Annotated in this window: 13 protein-coding genes; 4 read left to right on the top strand and 9 right to left on the bottom strand. The window is 68.9% G+C overall.

The window, feature by feature from the left end; all coding sequences use genetic code 11:
* Positions 1–274 precede the first annotated feature (274 nt).
* A complete protein-coding gene (locus ACQEV2_RS31725; RefSeq protein ID WP_433049071.1) occupies positions 275–910 on the top strand; it encodes a hypothetical protein in 636 nt (211 codons plus the stop codon).
* Between the two features lie 294 nt (positions 911–1,204).
* On the opposite strand, the gene ACQEV2_RS31720 is transcribed toward ACQEV2_RS31725, so the two are convergent.
* From ACQEV2_RS31720 to ACQEV2_RS31710, 3 genes are all read right to left on the bottom strand, one after another.
* Entirely contained in the window at positions 1,205–1,660 is a 456-nt protein-coding gene (locus tag ACQEV2_RS31720) for a hypothetical protein (RefSeq protein ID WP_433049068.1), read from the bottom strand.
* 253 nt (positions 1,661–1,913) lie between these two features.
* Entirely contained in the window at positions 1,914–2,615 is a 702-nt protein-coding gene (locus ACQEV2_RS31715; RefSeq protein WP_433049065.1) for a ribonuclease HII, read from the bottom strand.
* Between the two features lie 82 nt (positions 2,616–2,697).
* Positions 2,698–3,321, bottom strand: coding sequence for a TetR/AcrR family transcriptional regulator (locus ACQEV2_RS31710; RefSeq protein ID WP_433049062.1), 624 nt, complete (start codon positions 3,319–3,321; stop codon positions 2,698–2,700).
* A 185-nt stretch (positions 3,322–3,506) separates the two neighbouring features.
* Between ACQEV2_RS31710 and ACQEV2_RS31705 the strand changes: the two genes are divergently transcribed.
* Positions 3,507–5,054: an MFS transporter gene (locus tag ACQEV2_RS31705; protein ID WP_433054916.1), complete on the top strand. Its 1,548-nt coding sequence runs from the start codon at positions 3,507–3,509 to the stop codon at positions 5,052–5,054.
* A gap of 373 nt (positions 5,055–5,427) precedes the next feature.
* On the opposite strand, the gene ACQEV2_RS31700 is transcribed toward ACQEV2_RS31705, so the two are convergent.
* From ACQEV2_RS31700 to ACQEV2_RS31690, 3 genes are all read right to left on the bottom strand, one after another.
* Positions 5,428–6,333, bottom strand: a complete 906-nt coding sequence (locus ACQEV2_RS31700; protein WP_433049059.1) for an ADP-ribosylglycohydrolase family protein — start codon at positions 6,331–6,333, stop codon at positions 5,428–5,430.
* A 12-nt stretch (positions 6,334–6,345) separates the two neighbouring features.
* Positions 6,346–7,005, bottom strand: coding sequence for a histidine phosphatase family protein (locus tag ACQEV2_RS31695; protein WP_433049057.1), 660 nt, complete (start codon positions 7,003–7,005; stop codon positions 6,346–6,348).
* Between the two features lie 119 nt (positions 7,006–7,124).
* Complete coding sequence (locus tag ACQEV2_RS31690; protein WP_433049054.1) at positions 7,125–7,730, bottom strand: YdbC family protein; 606 nt, start codon at positions 7,728–7,730, stop codon at positions 7,125–7,127.
* Positions 7,731–7,886: 156 nt separating this feature from the next.
* Here ACQEV2_RS31690 and ACQEV2_RS31685 point away from each other — a divergent pair, with 156 nt between their 5' ends.
* Entirely contained in the window at positions 7,887–8,420 is a 534-nt protein-coding gene (locus tag ACQEV2_RS31685; protein WP_433049051.1) for a TerD family protein, read from the top strand.
* A 159-nt stretch (positions 8,421–8,579) separates the two neighbouring features.
* Here ACQEV2_RS31685 and ACQEV2_RS31680 read toward each other — a convergent pair whose 3' ends face one another.
* Both ACQEV2_RS31680 and nrdR read right to left on the bottom strand, forming a co-directional pair.
* The gene (locus ACQEV2_RS31680) at positions 8,580–11,474 is read right to left on the bottom strand and encodes a vitamin B12-dependent ribonucleotide reductase (protein ID WP_433049048.1); all 2,895 of its coding nucleotides are present in this window, start codon (positions 11,472–11,474) and stop codon (positions 8,580–8,582) included.
* Between the two features lie 164 nt (positions 11,475–11,638).
* Positions 11,639–12,208, bottom strand: coding sequence for a transcriptional regulator NrdR (gene nrdR / locus ACQEV2_RS31675; protein WP_433049045.1), 570 nt, complete (start codon positions 12,206–12,208; stop codon positions 11,639–11,641).
* Positions 12,209–12,770: 562 nt separating this feature from the next.
* Between nrdR and lexA the strand changes: the two genes are divergently transcribed.
* A complete protein-coding gene (gene lexA / locus ACQEV2_RS31670) occupies positions 12,771–13,550 on the top strand; it encodes a transcriptional repressor LexA (protein WP_093911680.1) in 780 nt (259 codons plus the stop codon).
* Positions 13,551–13,745: 195 nt separating this feature from the next.
* On the opposite strand, the gene ACQEV2_RS31665 is transcribed toward lexA, so the two are convergent.
* Positions 13,746–15,728 (bottom strand): ATP-dependent DNA helicase, encoded by a 1,983-nt coding sequence (locus tag ACQEV2_RS31665; RefSeq protein WP_433049042.1) that lies wholly within the window; start codon positions 15,726–15,728, stop codon positions 13,746–13,748.
* Positions 15,729–15,763 lie beyond the last annotated feature (35 nt).

The raw sequence follows: 15,763 nt of genomic DNA, 5'->3' as shown, positions 1-15,763 counted from the left end.
CGCCGCGGATCCTCACACGTCAACGGCGTACGACCTGGTTGTGCGGGGTTGCCCTGGCGTCGCACAGCGACCAACCGGGTAGGGATATAACCCACAGACCATCAGATATGGGGCGGTGCCCCCAATTGCTCGTTGCCGCATCCCGGTTCGCCAGGAAGAATTGAGGTCCGCTCCCCGCACGGCTCGTCCGTGGTCCGGTAGGGCTCTGCTGCGGTGCGCGCTCCCCCGATTCCGACCCCGCCCCCAGTGTGGGCGCGTAGCCGAAGGGAGGACCGTGACCTTCGGATTCGCTCCGTCCTCGGCGGCATCCATGTCGACGTCAGCCGACCTGTCCGCCGCATCCGCCAACCCCCTGGCCCGCATGCTCGAACCCGCGGAGTGGGCTGCCGCGGGAATCCCGCTGCTGCGCAACCCTCGGGAGGTCGTCAGCGGTCTGCACTCACGGCACCGCCCCGGGCCGGCCACCGCGATCGTGGCCGTACTCGACGCGGACGAGCGGCTGCGGGCGAGTGCTTCGTTCACCCGCCGCCCGGCCCCGGCCGACGGCTGGATGTTCCGCAACGCCCTGCTCGCCCAGCTGCGCCGCGTCATCCCGCACGACCTGCGCCGCCGCACCCCGGTACGTACGGCGGTGCTGCTCTACTGCCGTGAGGGCGACGCCCGTTGGACGGAGGAGGACGGCGCCTGGATGTGGGGCCTGCGGGACGCCTGCACCCTGCACGGCCTGCGCTGCGGCGCCTACATCACACTGACCCGGGACGGCTGGCAGGTCCTCGGCGAGGGCCGCGGCGGCCGCCGCCCCAACGCCGACTCGGCGCCGGAGCCCTTCGCCACGTCCGAGGCACCGCTCCCGGCGCCCCGCACCGGCGGCGCGGCCTCGGAAGTCCTGCGGCGGGCGGCGGCTCGCTGAGGACACCGACGAGGGCCTGTGCGGACGGCAGGATCACGCCGTGCTGGGCATGCGACGCGTCGACCTGCGACGGCCTGACGTGTGACGCCCGCGGCCGACGCACGCCCGAACACCCGCGCCGACCCATCCGTACGGCATGCAGTCACATCCTGGGCCGACGGGCCCGCGCACGGCGAGCTCCGCACACGTCCCCCACGTCCGAGCACGCCAAAGGCCTCGCCTTGCAGACGACGCCTCATTGCGCGCTGTCCCTCGGTTGCCCGCGGAGTGTCCCCCGGACGAGCCGGAACCGGCTCAGACGCCGGCGCCCAGCACCGAGTTGATCCGCTGCGGGTCACCGCAGACGATCAGCAGGGCACTCGCCCGGCCGAGGGCCAAGGGCAGCGCGGTGGCGGCAGCGGTGTCGGGACCGCCGTTGACGGCGACCACGACCACGGGACGGGACGCGGCACGGCCGGCGCCGGAAGCGTCGGCGTAGAAGACGTCGTCGCCCGCGTCGTGCTGCGCCCAGTAGGAGGCTTCCCCGAAGGACAGCTCGTGAGCGGCCCACGGGTGCTGTTCGCCCGTGGTGATCACCAGCACGTCGCCGGGGGCCCGACCCGACTCCAGGAGCAGGTCGACGGCCTCCTCGGCAGCGTCGAGCGCGCCCTCGGGCGAGGCCGGGATCAGCTGGATCTGCGGGGTGGCCGCGGCTTGGGCGGAGGCGGCAGGGGCAGCCGGGCCCGACGGTCCGGGCTTGGCCACGGCCACGTCACGCGGCGTACGTTGCACCGGCGGCGCGGGCCGCGGGGGCCCGGGTCGACCGGGACGCGAGGCCCCGCGGGGCGGGGGCCGGGTACGGGGCGGGGGGTCGGCGCGGTGCGGCCGCTGGCCGGAGTGGCGCGGGGACCCTGGGCACTCTCGTGAATCTGAGGCTCCTCGGGAATGAGAGGCATGAGCTGATGTTTATCAAACGCTGGTGCGGCTCGCGCGGGCGGGTGGCACACAAGTGCGAGCGGAATCGTCAGAAATCGAAGCCGAGCTGCCCCTCGATCGCCGGAACGCTTCCTTCCACCCAGCTGCGGACCTTCTTAAGGTGCCGCCACTGGGGCAGCGCATCAAGATACGCCCACGTCAACCGGTGGTGCGGGGTGGGCCCCCGCTCCGCCAGTGCGGCCTTGTGCACGGGCGACGGGTACCCGGCGTTGTCCGCAAAACCGAAGTCTGCATGGTCGATACCCAGTTCGGCCATCATTTTGTCGCGCTGAACCTTGGCGATCACCGAGGCCGCCGCGACCGCCACGCACGACTGATCGCCCTTGATCACCGTACGGACCCTCCAGGGAGCCCCGAGATAGTCGTGCTTCCCGTCGAGGATCACCGCGTCGGGGCGGACCGGCAGGGCATCCAGGGCGCGTACCGCGGCGAGCCGCAACGAGGCCGTCATCCCCAGGTCGTCGATCTCCTCCGGAGAGGCGTGCCCCAGGGCGTACGACGTCACCCACGTCCGCAGTTCCGCGGCGAGTTCGGTACGCCGCTTGACGGTGAGCAGCTTCGAGTCGGTGAGGCCTTGCGGGGGTCGGCGCAGTCCGGTGATGGCCGCGCAGACGGTGACGGGCCCTGCCCAGGCACCGCGCCCCACCTCGTCGACACCGGCAATGATCTTCGCTCCGGTCGTGGCTCGAAGGGAGCGCTCGACGGTGTGAGTAGGCGGTTCGTACGGCATGGCGCCCTTAGCGTACGCCGCCCGGAACCGGCTTCGACACCCTGGTTCGCCGAAGCAGCCCCCAGGCCGGCCAAGCGTTCGCTCAGAGCTCTGCCGGGCGGAGCAGAGGAACCATCAGCTGGTCGATCATCTCCTCGATGTCCCGATCGCTCCATTCGCTACCGCACATCTTCGACCGATACATCATCATCGCCGGCATGGCATCGAAGACATAGCCGTTCGCCGCGTCGGCCCGCACCTCCCCCCGCTCAATTCCGCGGGTGATGACCTCTCGGAGCAACCTGATCGTGGGCTCCACGACCCCGTCGAAGATCACACCATGAAAGCGTTCCGCCTGGAGACTGTCGCATTCGTGAATCACAGAGCGGAGCGCGAAACCGGGGCGCGAGAACATCGCCTCTCGCGCCTGCCGGCACAGTTCGAGCAGATCCTCGCGGACGCTCCCCAGGTCGGGAGCCGACTCGAAACGCGGCAGCCCGGCCCGCAGCGCATCGGCGACGAGGTCCTCCTTGGACGGCCAGCGCCGATAGACGGCGGCCTTGCCGGTCTGGGCGCCGGCGGCGACACCCTCCATGGTGAGGCCGTTCCAGCCGACCGTACTGAGCTGTTCCAGCGCGGCATCGAGGATCGCGCGTTCGAGCACGGCGCCGCGCCGGCGGAGGGAGGCCGTCTGAGCGGTGGCGGCCGTCCAGCGCGAGGTAACCATCTGAGCGTCTCCAACGAACAAGGGAAGCGGAATTACGGGGACATGGGCGCATCACGCGGGAACTACGGGGGAAACGCCGCGCGATGACGACTTCAGTGAACGCTTGCGTTCACTACCGAGGACTCACTACGGTTGACGCGACAGTGAACGCGAGCGTTCACTAAGGCATTTGTGGGGGACCCATGGTGACAACCTCTCAGTTGATCAAGGATCAGAAACCAGGTGCGGCCCGCCGGGAGGGGCATCCCGGCATCGCGCTCACCGTCATCGCGGCCTGCCAACTCATGGTGGTACTCGACGCGACGATTGTGAACATCGCACTCCCGCACATTCAAGACGCGCTCAAGTTCAGCACCACCGACCTCACGTGGGTCGTCAGCGCCTACACGCTCACCTTCGGTGGCCTGCTGCTTCTCGGCGGCCGCGCCGGTGACATCCTGGGCCGCCGCCGGGTCTTCATGACCGGCATCCTGCTGTTCACCCTTGCCTCTCTGCTCGGCGGACTCGCCCAGGAACCCTGGCAATTGCTGGCCGCACGCGTGCTCCAGGGCGTGGGTGGCGCGATCGCGTCGCCCACGTCGCTGGCGCTCATCACCACCACGTTTCCCGAAGGCCCCGAACGCAACCGGGCGTTCGGCGTCTTCGCCGCCGTCTCCGCAGGCGGTGGCGCCATCGGCCTGCTCGCGGGCGGCATGCTCACCGAGTGGCTCGACTGGCGGTGGGTGCTCTTCGTCAACGTGCCGATCGGCATTGTGATCGCCCTGCTCACGCCGCTGTACATCAGCGAGTCCGAACGGCACACCGGCCGCTTCGACATAGCGGGCGCACTGACCTCGACCGCGGGCATGGCGTCCCTGGTCTACGGTTTCATCCGCGCGGCGGACGAGGGCTGGCGGGACAGCCTGACCATCGGATCCTTCGGCGCCGCCGTGGTCCTGTTGCTGGCCTTCGCGTTCATCGAGTCGCGGGCCAAGGAGCCCATCACCCCGCTCAGGATGTTCGCCGACCGCAACCGCTCGGGCACGTATGTGATCATGCTCAGCCTGGCCGCGGCGATGTTCGGCATGTTCTTCTACATCGTGCTGTTCGTGCAGAACGTGCTGCTGTACAGCCCGATCGAGGCCGGTCTCGCCTTCCTGCCCGTGACGGTCGTGATCGTGCTGGGCGCGGGCCTGTCGCAGCGTTTCCTGCCGGTGCTCGGCCCCAAGCCGTTCATGCTCGTCGGCTCGGCACTCGTGGCGATCGGGCTTGCCTGGCAAACCCTCATCACCGCCGACAGCTCCTATGTCGGTGGAGTCCTCGGGCCGATGCTCCTGTTCGGCTTCGGCATGGGTCTGAACTTCGTGACCTTGACCATCACCGCGGTCTCCGGTGTCGCCCAGCACGAGGCTGGTGCCGCGTCCGGTCTTCTCAACGTGACGCAGCAGGTGGGCGGTTCGCTCGGCCTGTCCATCCTGACGACGGTGTTCGGCACGGCCAGCAAGGACGAGGCGGAGAAGCAGCTCCCGAAGTTCATGGCGGAGGGATCGGCCGAGCAGAAGGCGGAGTTCGCCAAGACGCACCAGCTTCCCGGCTCGTGGGGCCATGAAGTGCTCACGCAGGGCATCGCGACGGGCTTCGTGGCAGCCGCCGCGATGGCGGTACTCGCCCTGGCCACCGCATGGTTCGTGATCCGGGTCCGCAAGAGCGACCTGGAAGCCCTCGCCGGTACCGCGGGCCCGATGGCCGGCTGACCCGGCCGGGCCCGCGAAGGGCCGCGGATGGCCGGATCGCGTCCGGGGGACCGACGGCGATGACGACGAGCCGGCCATCCGCACCACCCGCACAGCGACAGATGTCGGACCGGCGCCGGCGGCACAGAAAAGCCGAAACCCGCCCGACGCGACAGCCGCCACGACGAACAGCACGGCCAGCACCGACATGAGCCCCATGGCTGCACCCCCTGCCCCTCGAGTGTCACTGCAGGTGCGGCCCCAGCGACCGCACACCAACTGCCCCCACAACGGGCCAGCGGTCACGCAGAGTTCCCGACGGGCACAGAAAGTTATCGACGATCCCGGCCCAGGCGAGGATCCGGCAGCTCGGACAGCAGGTCAGGGCGCTGCTCTACGCCGACGTCGGCACCCATTCAGGGAGTGCCTCGGTCCGCTCCACCCACTCGGTCGGCACCGACCCTGCCTTCCCGGAGCCGATCACCCCGCCCACGATGGCGCACGTGGTGTCCACGTCCCCCCCGACCTGCGCGGTCGTCCAGAAAGCCCGCTCGTAGTCCCCGAGAGCCCGCGCCGCCGACCACAGCGCGAAGGGCACGGTGTCATGAGCCGTCGTACGCCGCCCGCAGCCCAGGACCGCCGCGACGGTGGCCGCGTCGTCGTAGTCGAGCATGTCCCGGGCGCGTCGCAGACCCTGGCCGACCGCGCTCTTCGGAACGAGAGCGATGACATCGTCGAGGAGCGATTCCGGGCTGGGCGGGCCGCCGGGGGCGGCGGCCAGCGCTGCAGCCGCGGCGACGGCCATGGCGCCGACGACGGCCTCGCGGTGCTGATGCGTGGGATAGGCAGAGATCTCGGCCTGGTGGGTCGCCTGCTCCGGGTCGTCCGCATACCAGGCGCCGAGAGGCGCGATGCGCATCGCGGCGCCGTTGCCCCAGGACCCCTGTCCGTTGAAGAGCGCGGCCGAGAGCTCGCGCCAGTCCTCACCCTCCCGGACCAGGCGCAGCAGCCGGTTGACCGCAGGGCCGTAGCCCCGGTCGAAGTCGTGGTGCTCGGCGAAGGAGCGGGCCAGAGCGTCCTGGTCGATGCGGTGGTGGACGGCCAGGACGGCAACCACGGAGCAGGCCATCTCGGTGTCGTCCGTCCACTGCCAGGGACCGGGCGGCAGCCCCCGGCGCTTCAGCAGCGGATAGTTCACCGGCACGAAGAACTGTGAGCCCAGCGCGTCCCCCACCGCGAGTCCGCGCAGGCTGGCGAGGGCGCGGTCCAGGCGCCTTTCGGGAGAGGAGTCAGCGGTCATCGCCCTGCCACTCTATCCGGTGATCCCGTACGGTTCCGGATCCCGCCAGCGTTCGAAAGGCCGGTCAAGCGAGTACTTGCCGTCGTCCCCGAGAACGAGCATCCGCATCTCCGCGTTCCCCGGATTCGACAGCGACTCGAACTCCGCGACCGTCCAGTGGAACCAGCGCATGCAGAACAGCCGCATGGCCAGGCCGTGGGTCACGAGCAGCACGTTGGGCGGATGGTCGGGGGCCTCGAAACTGCGGTACAGGCTCTCCAGGAAGTTGCCGACCCGGTCGTACACGTCGGCGCCGGACTCGCCTTGGGCGAAGCGGTAGAAGAAGTGCCCGTAGGCGTCCCGGTAGGCCTTCTGGAGTCGTACGTCGTCGCGGTCCTGCCAGTTCCCCCAGTCCTGCTCGCGCAGCCGGGGCTCCTCGCGCACCCGTATGAGCTCGGGATCAAGGTGGAAGGCGCGCAGGGTCTCGTGCGTACGTCGGTAGGGCGAGACGTACACGCTGACCCGCTCATGGCCGAACAGCTCACGCAGCCGTTTGCCCGTCTCCTCGGCCTGCCGCCAGCCCCGCTCGGTCAGCGCCAGCGCATGATCGGGCTCACGCTCGTACACGGTGTCATCAACATTGCCCGTTGACTCGCCGTGCCGGACAAGGACGATGCGCCGTGGTCGTGCCATGCCAAAACCCTAGATCGAGTGACGGTCGATCGAGGACTCTTAGGGGCCCCATACGGCGTAGGTCACACACTTCCTGCACCACAGGTCACATCCGGCCGCACGTTTAACAGGTTCGGAATTCAAACGGTCCAGGTCGGTTCGAGCTCCACGATGTCACCCGTGAGGGCCGCGACGTCCGCCTCCGTCTGGGCTCTCAGCGCCAGTCGCTCCACGCGCTCCGTGCGGTACTTGCCATGCTCCGCCGCCGACCGCCACATCGACAGCACGAGGAACTCATGGCCCGGCGCCTCACCGAACAGCCCGCGGATCATGCCGGGCGACCCGGCCATCGCGGGGTTCCAGACCTTCTCCTGCATGAGCGTGAAGTGCTCGGCGCGGTCCTCATGGACACGGCAGTGGGCCACCCTGACGAGGTCCGCGTCGGTGAAGCGCGGCTCGAAGCCGGTCTTCACATCGAAGCGGTAGTCGAAGAGTTTGACCTGCATGTCCTTGTAGGTGCCCGACTGGGCCGCCGCCAGCCTGTCGTGGGAGCGGGCCATGAAGGAGTCGTAGAAGGAACGGCTCTCCCAGAACGAGAAGATGTGCACCACCCCCTGCCGCCCCCGACTCCACCCACCACCCTGCCCCCGAAATCCCGGCTCCCCCAGAAGCCCCGCCCATTTTCGCTGCCCCCGCTCGAACCCGCGGCGGTCCACCACGGTGCAGCGAATCCACTTGACCAGCACCGCGCCATGGTAAGGCCACGGAGCGTGGCGCCGGTCACGCTCGACCGGAGAGCTCTCCGGCGTACGATCCGGCGTGCGTGGCAGGATGGACAACCGGCCTTTTCTGCCGGGCAGTTCAGGCTGAGGGCATACGCGGAACGGGGAAGGGGAAGCCTGATGAGCGCCATCAACAAGGGGATCCGGAAGGCCGAGATCTCAGTCAAGTGGGACCCGAGTCCGGCCGGTCAGCCTCCCACCGACCTGGACATAGTCGCCGCGACCTACCTGGCGGGCGACCCGCACGGCGATCCCGCCTACGTGGTGCACTTCGACAGCCGCTCTCCCGACGGCACCATCTATCTCAACCGGGACAGCAAGGACGGCAAGGGGTTCGGCTGGGACGAGGTCCTGACCGTGGAGCTGGACCGGCTCGACAGCCGGTACGCGCGCGTGGTGGTCGGAGTCGTGATCCAGCAACGCCCCGCGCAGCGCACCTTCGTCAGCGTCATCAAGCCGGCCCTGCGGATACGCGAGGGCTACACCGTGCTGGCCGAGGACGACTTCGGAGGCGTCCTGGGCTCGACGGCGGCGACGGTCGCGGAGTTCGTACGCCAGGAGTCGGGCACGTGGGACTTCCGCCCCGGCGTCCGCGGATTCGACGACGATCCAGCGACGTTCACGGCGACCATGGGCAGGGCTCGCCGGCCCTGAGAGCCCCTGCCACGCGCGCGTGGGCCAACGCGGGCTCCACGCGCGCGTGGACATACGCGAAGAGGGGCGCCGACATGTGATCGGCGCCCCTCCCGAGGGACCTTCCGTCAGGACGCCTCAAGGGCTACCCGACGATCGGGGCCGTGCCCCTGCCCGGCGTCAGCTGCAGCCGCTGGTCGAACCGCAGCCCTCGCAGATGTAGCAGGAACCGGCGCGCTGCATCTTCGTACCGCAGGAGAAGCACAGCGGAGCGTCGGCCTGGATGCCCAGCTGCATCTCCACCAGCTCGGCGCTGGTGTGGGCCTGCTGCGGGGCAGGCTTGGCCGCTGAGGCCTCGGCCTTCGGGGTGGCGACGGCCTTCAGCTCCTGGGCGCGCGGCGCCGACTGAGCAAGGCCCTCGACGTCGACCTCGTCCTCGGCCGGCTCGTACGAACCGGTCTCCAGGTGACGCTGACGCTCCTCGGCGGAGTGGATGCCGAGCGCGGAGCGCGTCTCGAAGGGCAGGAAGTCCAGCGCCAGGCGGCGGAAGATGTAGTCGACGATCGACTGAGCCATCCGCACGTCCGGGTCGTCCGTCATGCCGGCCGGCTCGAAGCGCATGTTGGTGAACTTCGAGACGTACGTCTCCAGCGGCACGCCGTACTGCAGGCCGACCGAGACCGCGATGGAGAAGGCGTCCATCATGCCCGCGAGCGTCGAGCCCTGCTTGGACATCTTCAGGAAGACCTCGCCGAGACCGTCGTCCGGGTAGGAGTTGGCGGTCATGTAGCCCTCGGCGCCGCCGACCGTGAAGGACGTCGTGATGCCGGGACGGCCCTTGGGGAGGCGCTTGCGGACCGGGCGGTACTCGACGACCTTCTCGACCGTCTCACGGATGGTGGCCTCGGCCTTCTCCGTGATCTCGGCCTTCTCCTTCTCCTTGGTCTTCGCGGAGAGCGGCTGGCCGACCTTGCAGTTGTCGCGGTAGATGGCGAGCGCCTTGACGCCCATCTTCCAGGCCTCGAAGTAGACCTCTTCGACGTCCTCGACGGTCGCCGACTCCGGCAGGTTGACCGTCTTGGAGAGCGCGCCGGAGATCCACGGCTGGATCGCGGCCATCATGCGGACATGGCCCATCGCGGAGATGGAGCGCTCGCCCATGGCGCAGTCGAAGACCTCGTAGTGCTCGTGCTTCAGACCGGGGGCGTCGATCACATTGCCGTGCTCGGCGATGTGGGCGACGATCGCCTCGATCTGCTCCTCCTGGTAGCCCAGGCGGCGCAGGGCCTGCGGGACGGTGCCGTTGACGATCTGCATCGAGCCGCCGCCGACCAGCTTCTTGAACTTGACCAGCGCGAGGTCGGGCTCCAGGCCGGTGGTGTCGCAGGACATCGCCAGACCGATGGTGCCGGTCGGGGCGATGACGGACGCCTGGGAGTTACGGAAACCGTTCTTCTCACCGAGACGCAGCACGTCCTGCCAGGCCTCCGTGGCGGCGGCCCAGATCGGCGTGTCCAGGTCGTCCATGCGGACGGCCTCGGCGTTGGCGTCGGCGTGCTGCTTCATGACGCGCAGGTGCGGCTGCGCATTGCGGGCGTAGCCGTCGTACGGGCCGACGACCGCGGCGAGTTCGGCGGAGCGGCGGTACGAAGTGCCGGTCATCAGGGAGGTGATGGCGCCGGCGAGGGCGCGGCCGCCGTCCGAGTCGTACGCGTGGCCGGTCGCCATCAGCAGGGCGCCGAGGTTGGCGTAGCCGATGCCGAGCTGGCGGAACGCGCGCGTGTTCTCACCGATCTTCTGGGTCGGGAAGTCGGCGAAGCAGATGGAGATGTCCATCGCGGTGATGACGAGCTCGACGACCTTCGCGAAGCGCTCGACGTCGAAGGACTGGTTGCCCTTGCCGTCGTCCTTCAGGAACTTCATCAGGTTCAGCGAGGCGAGGTTGCAGGACGTGTTGTCCAGGTGCATGTACTCGCTGCAGGGGTTCGAGCCGTTGATACGGCCGGACTCCGGGCAGGTGTGCCAGTGGTTGATGGTGTCGTCGTACTGGATGCCCGGGTCGGCGCAGGCCCAGGCGGCCTCGGCCATCTTGCGGAACAGCGCCTTGGCGTCGACCTCTTCGATGACCTCGCCGGTCATCCGCGCGCGCAGACCGAACTTGCCGCCCTGCTCGACCGCCTTCATGAACTCGTCGTTCACACGGACCGAGTTGTTGGCGTTCTGGTACTGGACGGAGGTGATGTCCTCGCCGCCGAGGTCCATGTCGAAGCCCGCGTCACGCAGGGCGCGGATCTTCTCCTCTTCCTTCACCTTGGTCTCGATGAAGTCCTCGATGTCGGGGTGGTCGACGTCGAGGATGACCATCTTGGCGGCGCGGCGGGTGGCACCGCCCGACTTGATCGTTCCTGCGGAGGCGTCGGCACCGCGCATGAAGGAGACGGGGCCGGAGGCGTTGCCACCGGAGGACAGCAGCTCCTTGGAGGAGCGGATGCGGGAGAGGTTCAGGCCGGCGCCGGAGCCGCCCTTGAAGATCATGCCCTCTTCCTTGTACCAGTCGAGGATCGACTCCATGGAGTCGTCGACGGACAGGATGAAGCAGGCGGAGACCTGCTGGGGCTGCGGGGTACCGACGTTGAACCAGACGGGGCTGTTGAAGCTGAAGATCTGGTGCAGGAGGGCGTACGCCAGCTCGTGCTCGAAGATCTCGGCGTCGGCGGGCGAGGCGAAGTACTTGTAGTCCTCGCCGGCCTTCCGGTACGTCTTCACGATGCGGTCGATGAGCTGCTTCAGGCTCACCTCGCGCTGCGGGGTGCCGACGGCACCGCGGAAGTACTTGCTGGTGACGATGTTGACCGCGTTCACCGACCAGAAGTCGGGGAACTCGACGCCGCGCTGCTCGAAGTTGACCGAGCCGTCGCGCCAGTTGGTCATGACGACGTCACGGCGCTCCCAGGCCACCTCGTCGTACGGGTGCACGCCGGGGGTGGTGTGGATGCGCTCGATACGCAGTCCCTTGGCCGCCTTGGTGCCCTTGGCGCGGGAACTCCGTGCCGGACCGCTCGCCGTCTCTGTCATGCCGCCTCCCTGTACGGGCTAAAACGCCCTGAAGTGCCCCGATGTTCCCCGTGGCACGGTGTTCTGTCTGGTGCTGCGGGCACCCTCTGATCGCCACCCGCAGCAGGTCTTCTGTAGCCGCCTCAGGCCGGATCCGGAGTCCGAGGACCGGAACCGGCCTGCCCTCAGTCGGCGGCGTTGGCGGGCACGGGGACTTGTGCAGTCCCTCCGGACCCGCGATCGTCTTCCCGGCCCCCCGTGACTGCGCCTGCATCGTCTTCGCGGTCGTCGTCGTCCGCGGCGGGGCGTCCCGTCGCCTCCCTCAGTTCCGCGATCGCGGCCTCGAAGTCCTCGAGCGAGTCGAACGCCCGGTAGACGGAGGCGAATCGCAGATAGGCGACGAGGTCGAGCTCCTGCAACGGGCCGAGTATGGCCAGCCCCACGTCGTGGGTGGTCAGCTCGGCGCTTCCGGTGGCCCGCACAGCCTCTTCGACCCGCTGGCCGAGCTGGGCGAGCGCGTCCTCGGTGACAGGTCGTCCCTGGCATGCCTTGCGCACGCCGTTGATGACCTTGGTACGGCTGAACGGCTCGGTGACGCCGGACCGCTTGATCACCATCAGCGAGCACGTCTCCACGGTCGTGAAACGACGGGAGCAGTCAGGACACTGGCGGCGCCTGCGGATCGACGTGCCGTCGTCGGTCGTACGGCTGTCGACGACACGGCTGTCGGGGTGCCTGCAGAAGGGGCAGTGCATAACTCCAACCCTCCTCACAGCAGACTCAATAGCCTCGCTGGGCCACATGGGCCCCTCGAAGCAGCCCCAAGCATAGGCGATCTCCGACCGTCCGAAGACCGGGGGGACCACAACTTCTGGGCTGCTGCTGCAATCCAACCACTAGATGTGGGGATTGGCTCATACATGCACGCCATGCGCGCGTGTCGCGTCCGCACAGGCATGTGCCGTACGGCAGTGACGACTCGCCGCGCACAGGCATGCACAGCCGTATCGCTGCAGCACATACGGAGATACCGTGAGCGCCACACGGAGGGGACGTGCGACTCCCGCACAGATGGGGGTCAGTCCACGGTTGATCCGATGCCGGATGGCAGACTGGGGCAACAACCCACGAGGTCGTACGCCGACGGTGAAGAGTACAACAATGGGCCCTTTTGTCCGCCGGACAGCGCGTTAGCCATACACCCAGACACATGATCGCGTCAGGCAATCCGCGATTTTTCACTCGAACGTGTGTTTGGCGCAACCTTTCGAAAGCAACTACCGTTGTGCAGCAGGGAGACCATCGAGAGGGGCCGACGTGACCACCACCGCAGACAGTGCCACCATCACTGCCCAGGACCGCTCCCAGGGCCGACTCGAGCCGGTGCATGCGATGAACGAAGCCATGAATCCCGAGGGACACAAGCGCTCCCTCCCAGGCCGACCTCCTGGCATCCGGGCGGACAGCTCGGGGCTCACGGACCGGCAGCGCCGCGTGATCGAGGTCATCCGGGATTCCGTGCAGCGGCGTGGCTACCCGCCGTCGATGCGGGAGATCGGCCAGGCGGTCGGCCTGTCGAGCACGTCCTCGGTCGCACACCAGCTGATGGCACTGGAGCGCAAGGGCTTCCTCCGCCGTGACCCGCACCGCCCGCGCGCGTACGAGGTACGCGGCTCCGACCAGGCCGCCTCGGTGCAGCCGACGGACACCGCCGGCAAGCCCGCCGCGTCGTACGTGCCGCTGGTCGGCCGGATCGCCGCCGGTGGCCCGATCCTCGCGGAGGAGTCGGTCGAGGACGTCTTCCCTCTCCCCCGGCAGCTGGTCGGCGACGGCGAGCTGTTCGTGCTGAAGGTCGTCGGCGACTCGATGATCGAGGCCGCGATCTGCGACGGCGACTGGGTCACCGTCCGGCGCCAGCCGGTCGCGGAGAACGGCGACATCGTGGCCGCGATGCTCGACGGCGAGGCCACGGTCAAGCGCTTCAAGCGCGAGGACGGCCACGTCTGGCTCCTCCCGCACAACTCGGCGTACGAGCCGATCCCCGGCGACGACGCGACCATCCTGGGCAAGGTGGTGGCAGTGCTGCGCCGCGTGTGACGGCCGCAGCGGGCGAAGCCGACGGCGTCGCCCCCTGACCGGGCCCCGGGACCCCTGCGCCGGTTCCGGGGCCCTGTGCTGTTGCGGGCTCGCTGATGAGGCGGCTCGTGACCGCGCTCATGCTGTCCGACCACCGACGTCAGCACATCACGGACCGTCGGCCTGTCACGGCGCCGTGACAGGCCGACCCCAGCGCTAGGGCTGGTCCGCCTCCGCCTGCTTCGCCGCCGCATCGATCGCGGCCAGCGACTTTCGGACCTGATTACGGTCCGTGGTGTACCAGAAGTCGGGCAGTGACGCCTTCAGATAGCTTCCGTACCGGGCCGTGGCCAGCCGCTGGTCCAGTACGGCTACCACGCCACGGTCCCCCGACGCCCGTACGAGGCGGCCGGCGCCCTGGGCCATGAGCAGCGCGGCATGGGTGGCGGCAACCGCCATGAAGCCGTTGCCGCCGGCCTCCTCCACCGCCTTCTGGCGGGCGCTCATCAGCGGGTCGTCCGGGCGCGGGAACGGGATCTTGTCCATGACGACCAGCTGGCAGCTGGGGCCGGGGACGTCGACGCCCTGCCAGAGGGACAGCGTGCCGAAGAGGCAGGTCTTGGGATCGGCCGCGAAGTTCTTGATCAGCTCGCCGAGCGTCTCCTCGCCCTGAAGGAGGATCGGGAACTCGGGGATGCGGGAGCGAAGCTCCTCTGCGGCCAGCTGGGCGGCTCGCATTGAGGAGAACAGGCCGAGTGTGCGACCGCCGGCGGCCTGGATCAGTTCGGTCAGCTCATCGAGCATGTCCGCGCGATCGCCGTCCCGCGCGGGGCGGGACAGGTGCTTGGCGACGTACAGGATGCCCTGCTTGCGGTACTCGAAGGGCGAGCCGACGTCCACGCCCTTCCACTGCGGGAGGTCGTCGCCCTCCGTGCCCTCGGGGGCGAGGCCCAGGGACGCGCCGACTCCGTTGAAGTCGCCGCCCAGCTTCAAGGTCGCGGAGGTCAGCACAACGGAGCGGTCTGCGAACAGCTTCTCCCTCAGCAGTCCCGACACCGACATGGGAGCCACGCGCAAGGACGCTCCGAAGCGGTCGTGACGCTCGTACCAGACGACGTCCCACTCGGAGCCGTTGGTGATCCGCTCCGCCACGTCGTGCACGGTTTCGACCGAGGCCAGCGCCTGCTTGCGGACCGCGTCCTCGTCCTGCACGGACTTGTCGCGAGTGGCGCCGATCGCGGAGATGACGGTGCGGCAGGCATCGCGCAGCGCCATGAGCGCGTAGGCGAGGTCCTCGGGGATCTCCTCCAGGCGGCCCGGCAGGGCCAGCTCCATCAGCCGTTCGAAGCCCTCGGCGGCGGTCTGGAGCTGGTCGGCGGCCTTCTCGTTGACGAGCTTCGCGGCGCGGCGCACCGCGCGGTTGACCTGGCCGGGAGTGAGTTCGCCGGTGGCGACTCCGGTGACCCGGGAGACCAGTTCGTGCGCCTCGTCGACGATCAGGACCTCGTGCTGCGGGAGAACGGGGGCGCCCTCGATGGCGTCGATCGCGAGCAGCGCATGGTTGGTGACGACGACCTCGGCGAGCTTGGCACGCTCACGGGCCATCTCGGCGAAGCACTCGGCGCCGTAGGCGCACTTCGAAGCGCCGAGACACTCCCGCGACGACACCGACACCTGGCCCCAAGCCCGGTCGGACACGCCGGGCGTCAGGTTGTCGCGATCGCCCGTCTCCGTCTCGTCCGCCCAGTCACGCAGCCTCAGCAGGTCCTGCCCCAGCTTGCTGGTGGGTGCGGCCGCCTCGAACTGGTCGAAGAGGCCTTCTTCCTCGTCCTGGGGAATGCCCTCGTGCAGGCGGTGCAGACACAGGTAGTTCGACCGGCCCTTGAGCATCGCGAACTCGGGGCGACGGCGCAGCAGCGGGTGCAGTGCCTCGACGGTGCGCGGCAGGTCCCGCTCCACGAGCTGACGCTGCAGGGCCAGGGTGGCCGTCGCCACGACGACGCGCTCCCCGTGCGCGAGCGCGGGCACGAGGTAGCCCAGCGACTTTCCGGTGCCGGTGCCGGCCTGGACCAGCAGATGGGAACCGCCGTCGATCGCCTCCGCGACGGATTCGGCCATGGTCACCTGGCCGGGGCGCTCCGTACCGCCGACGGCAGTGACGGCAGCATGCAGGAGTTCGGGGAGTGAGGGCTCTGTCATAGCGCGACCACCCTACGGCCCGGCACTGACAAACG

Origin of the sequence: Streptomyces sp. CA-251387 (assembly GCF_050936625.1) — a bacterium.
GTDB lineage: Bacteria > Actinomycetota > Actinomycetes > Streptomycetales > Streptomycetaceae > Streptomyces.
Note: the sequence above shows the minus strand (reverse complement) of the source record. Positions and strands in the feature narration are given on the sequence as shown.

What these genes read in the sequence shown, in the direction of transcription:
- ACQEV2_RS31700 (WP_433049059.1), bottom strand. Translation starts at nt 6,333, where the DNA reads ATGACCGCTGACTCCTCTCCCGAAAGGCGCCTGGACCGCGCCCTCGCC.
- ACQEV2_RS31715 (WP_433049065.1), bottom strand. Translation starts at nt 2,615, where the DNA reads ATGCCGTACGAACCGCCTACTCACACCGTCGAGCGCTCCCTTCGAGCC.
- nrdR (WP_433049045.1), bottom strand. Translation starts at nt 12,208, where the DNA reads ATGCACTGCCCCTTCTGCAGGCACCCCGACAGCCGTGTCGTCGACAGC.
- ACQEV2_RS31665 (WP_433049042.1), bottom strand. Translation starts at nt 15,728, where the DNA reads ATGACAGAGCCCTCACTCCCCGAACTCCTGCATGCTGCCGTCACTGCC.
- ACQEV2_RS31710 (WP_433049062.1), bottom strand. Translation starts at nt 3,321, where the DNA reads ATGGTTACCTCGCGCTGGACGGCCGCCACCGCTCAGACGGCCTCCCTC.
- ACQEV2_RS31680 (WP_433049048.1), bottom strand. Translation starts at nt 11,474, where the DNA reads ATGACAGAGACGGCGAGCGGTCCGGCACGGAGTTCCCGCGCCAAGGGC.
- ACQEV2_RS31695 (WP_433049057.1), bottom strand. Translation starts at nt 7,005, where the DNA reads ATGGCACGACCACGGCGCATCGTCCTTGTCCGGCACGGCGAGTCAACG.
- ACQEV2_RS31685 (WP_433049051.1), top strand. Translation starts at nt 7,887, where the DNA reads ATGAGCGCCATCAACAAGGGGATCCGGAAGGCCGAGATCTCAGTCAAG.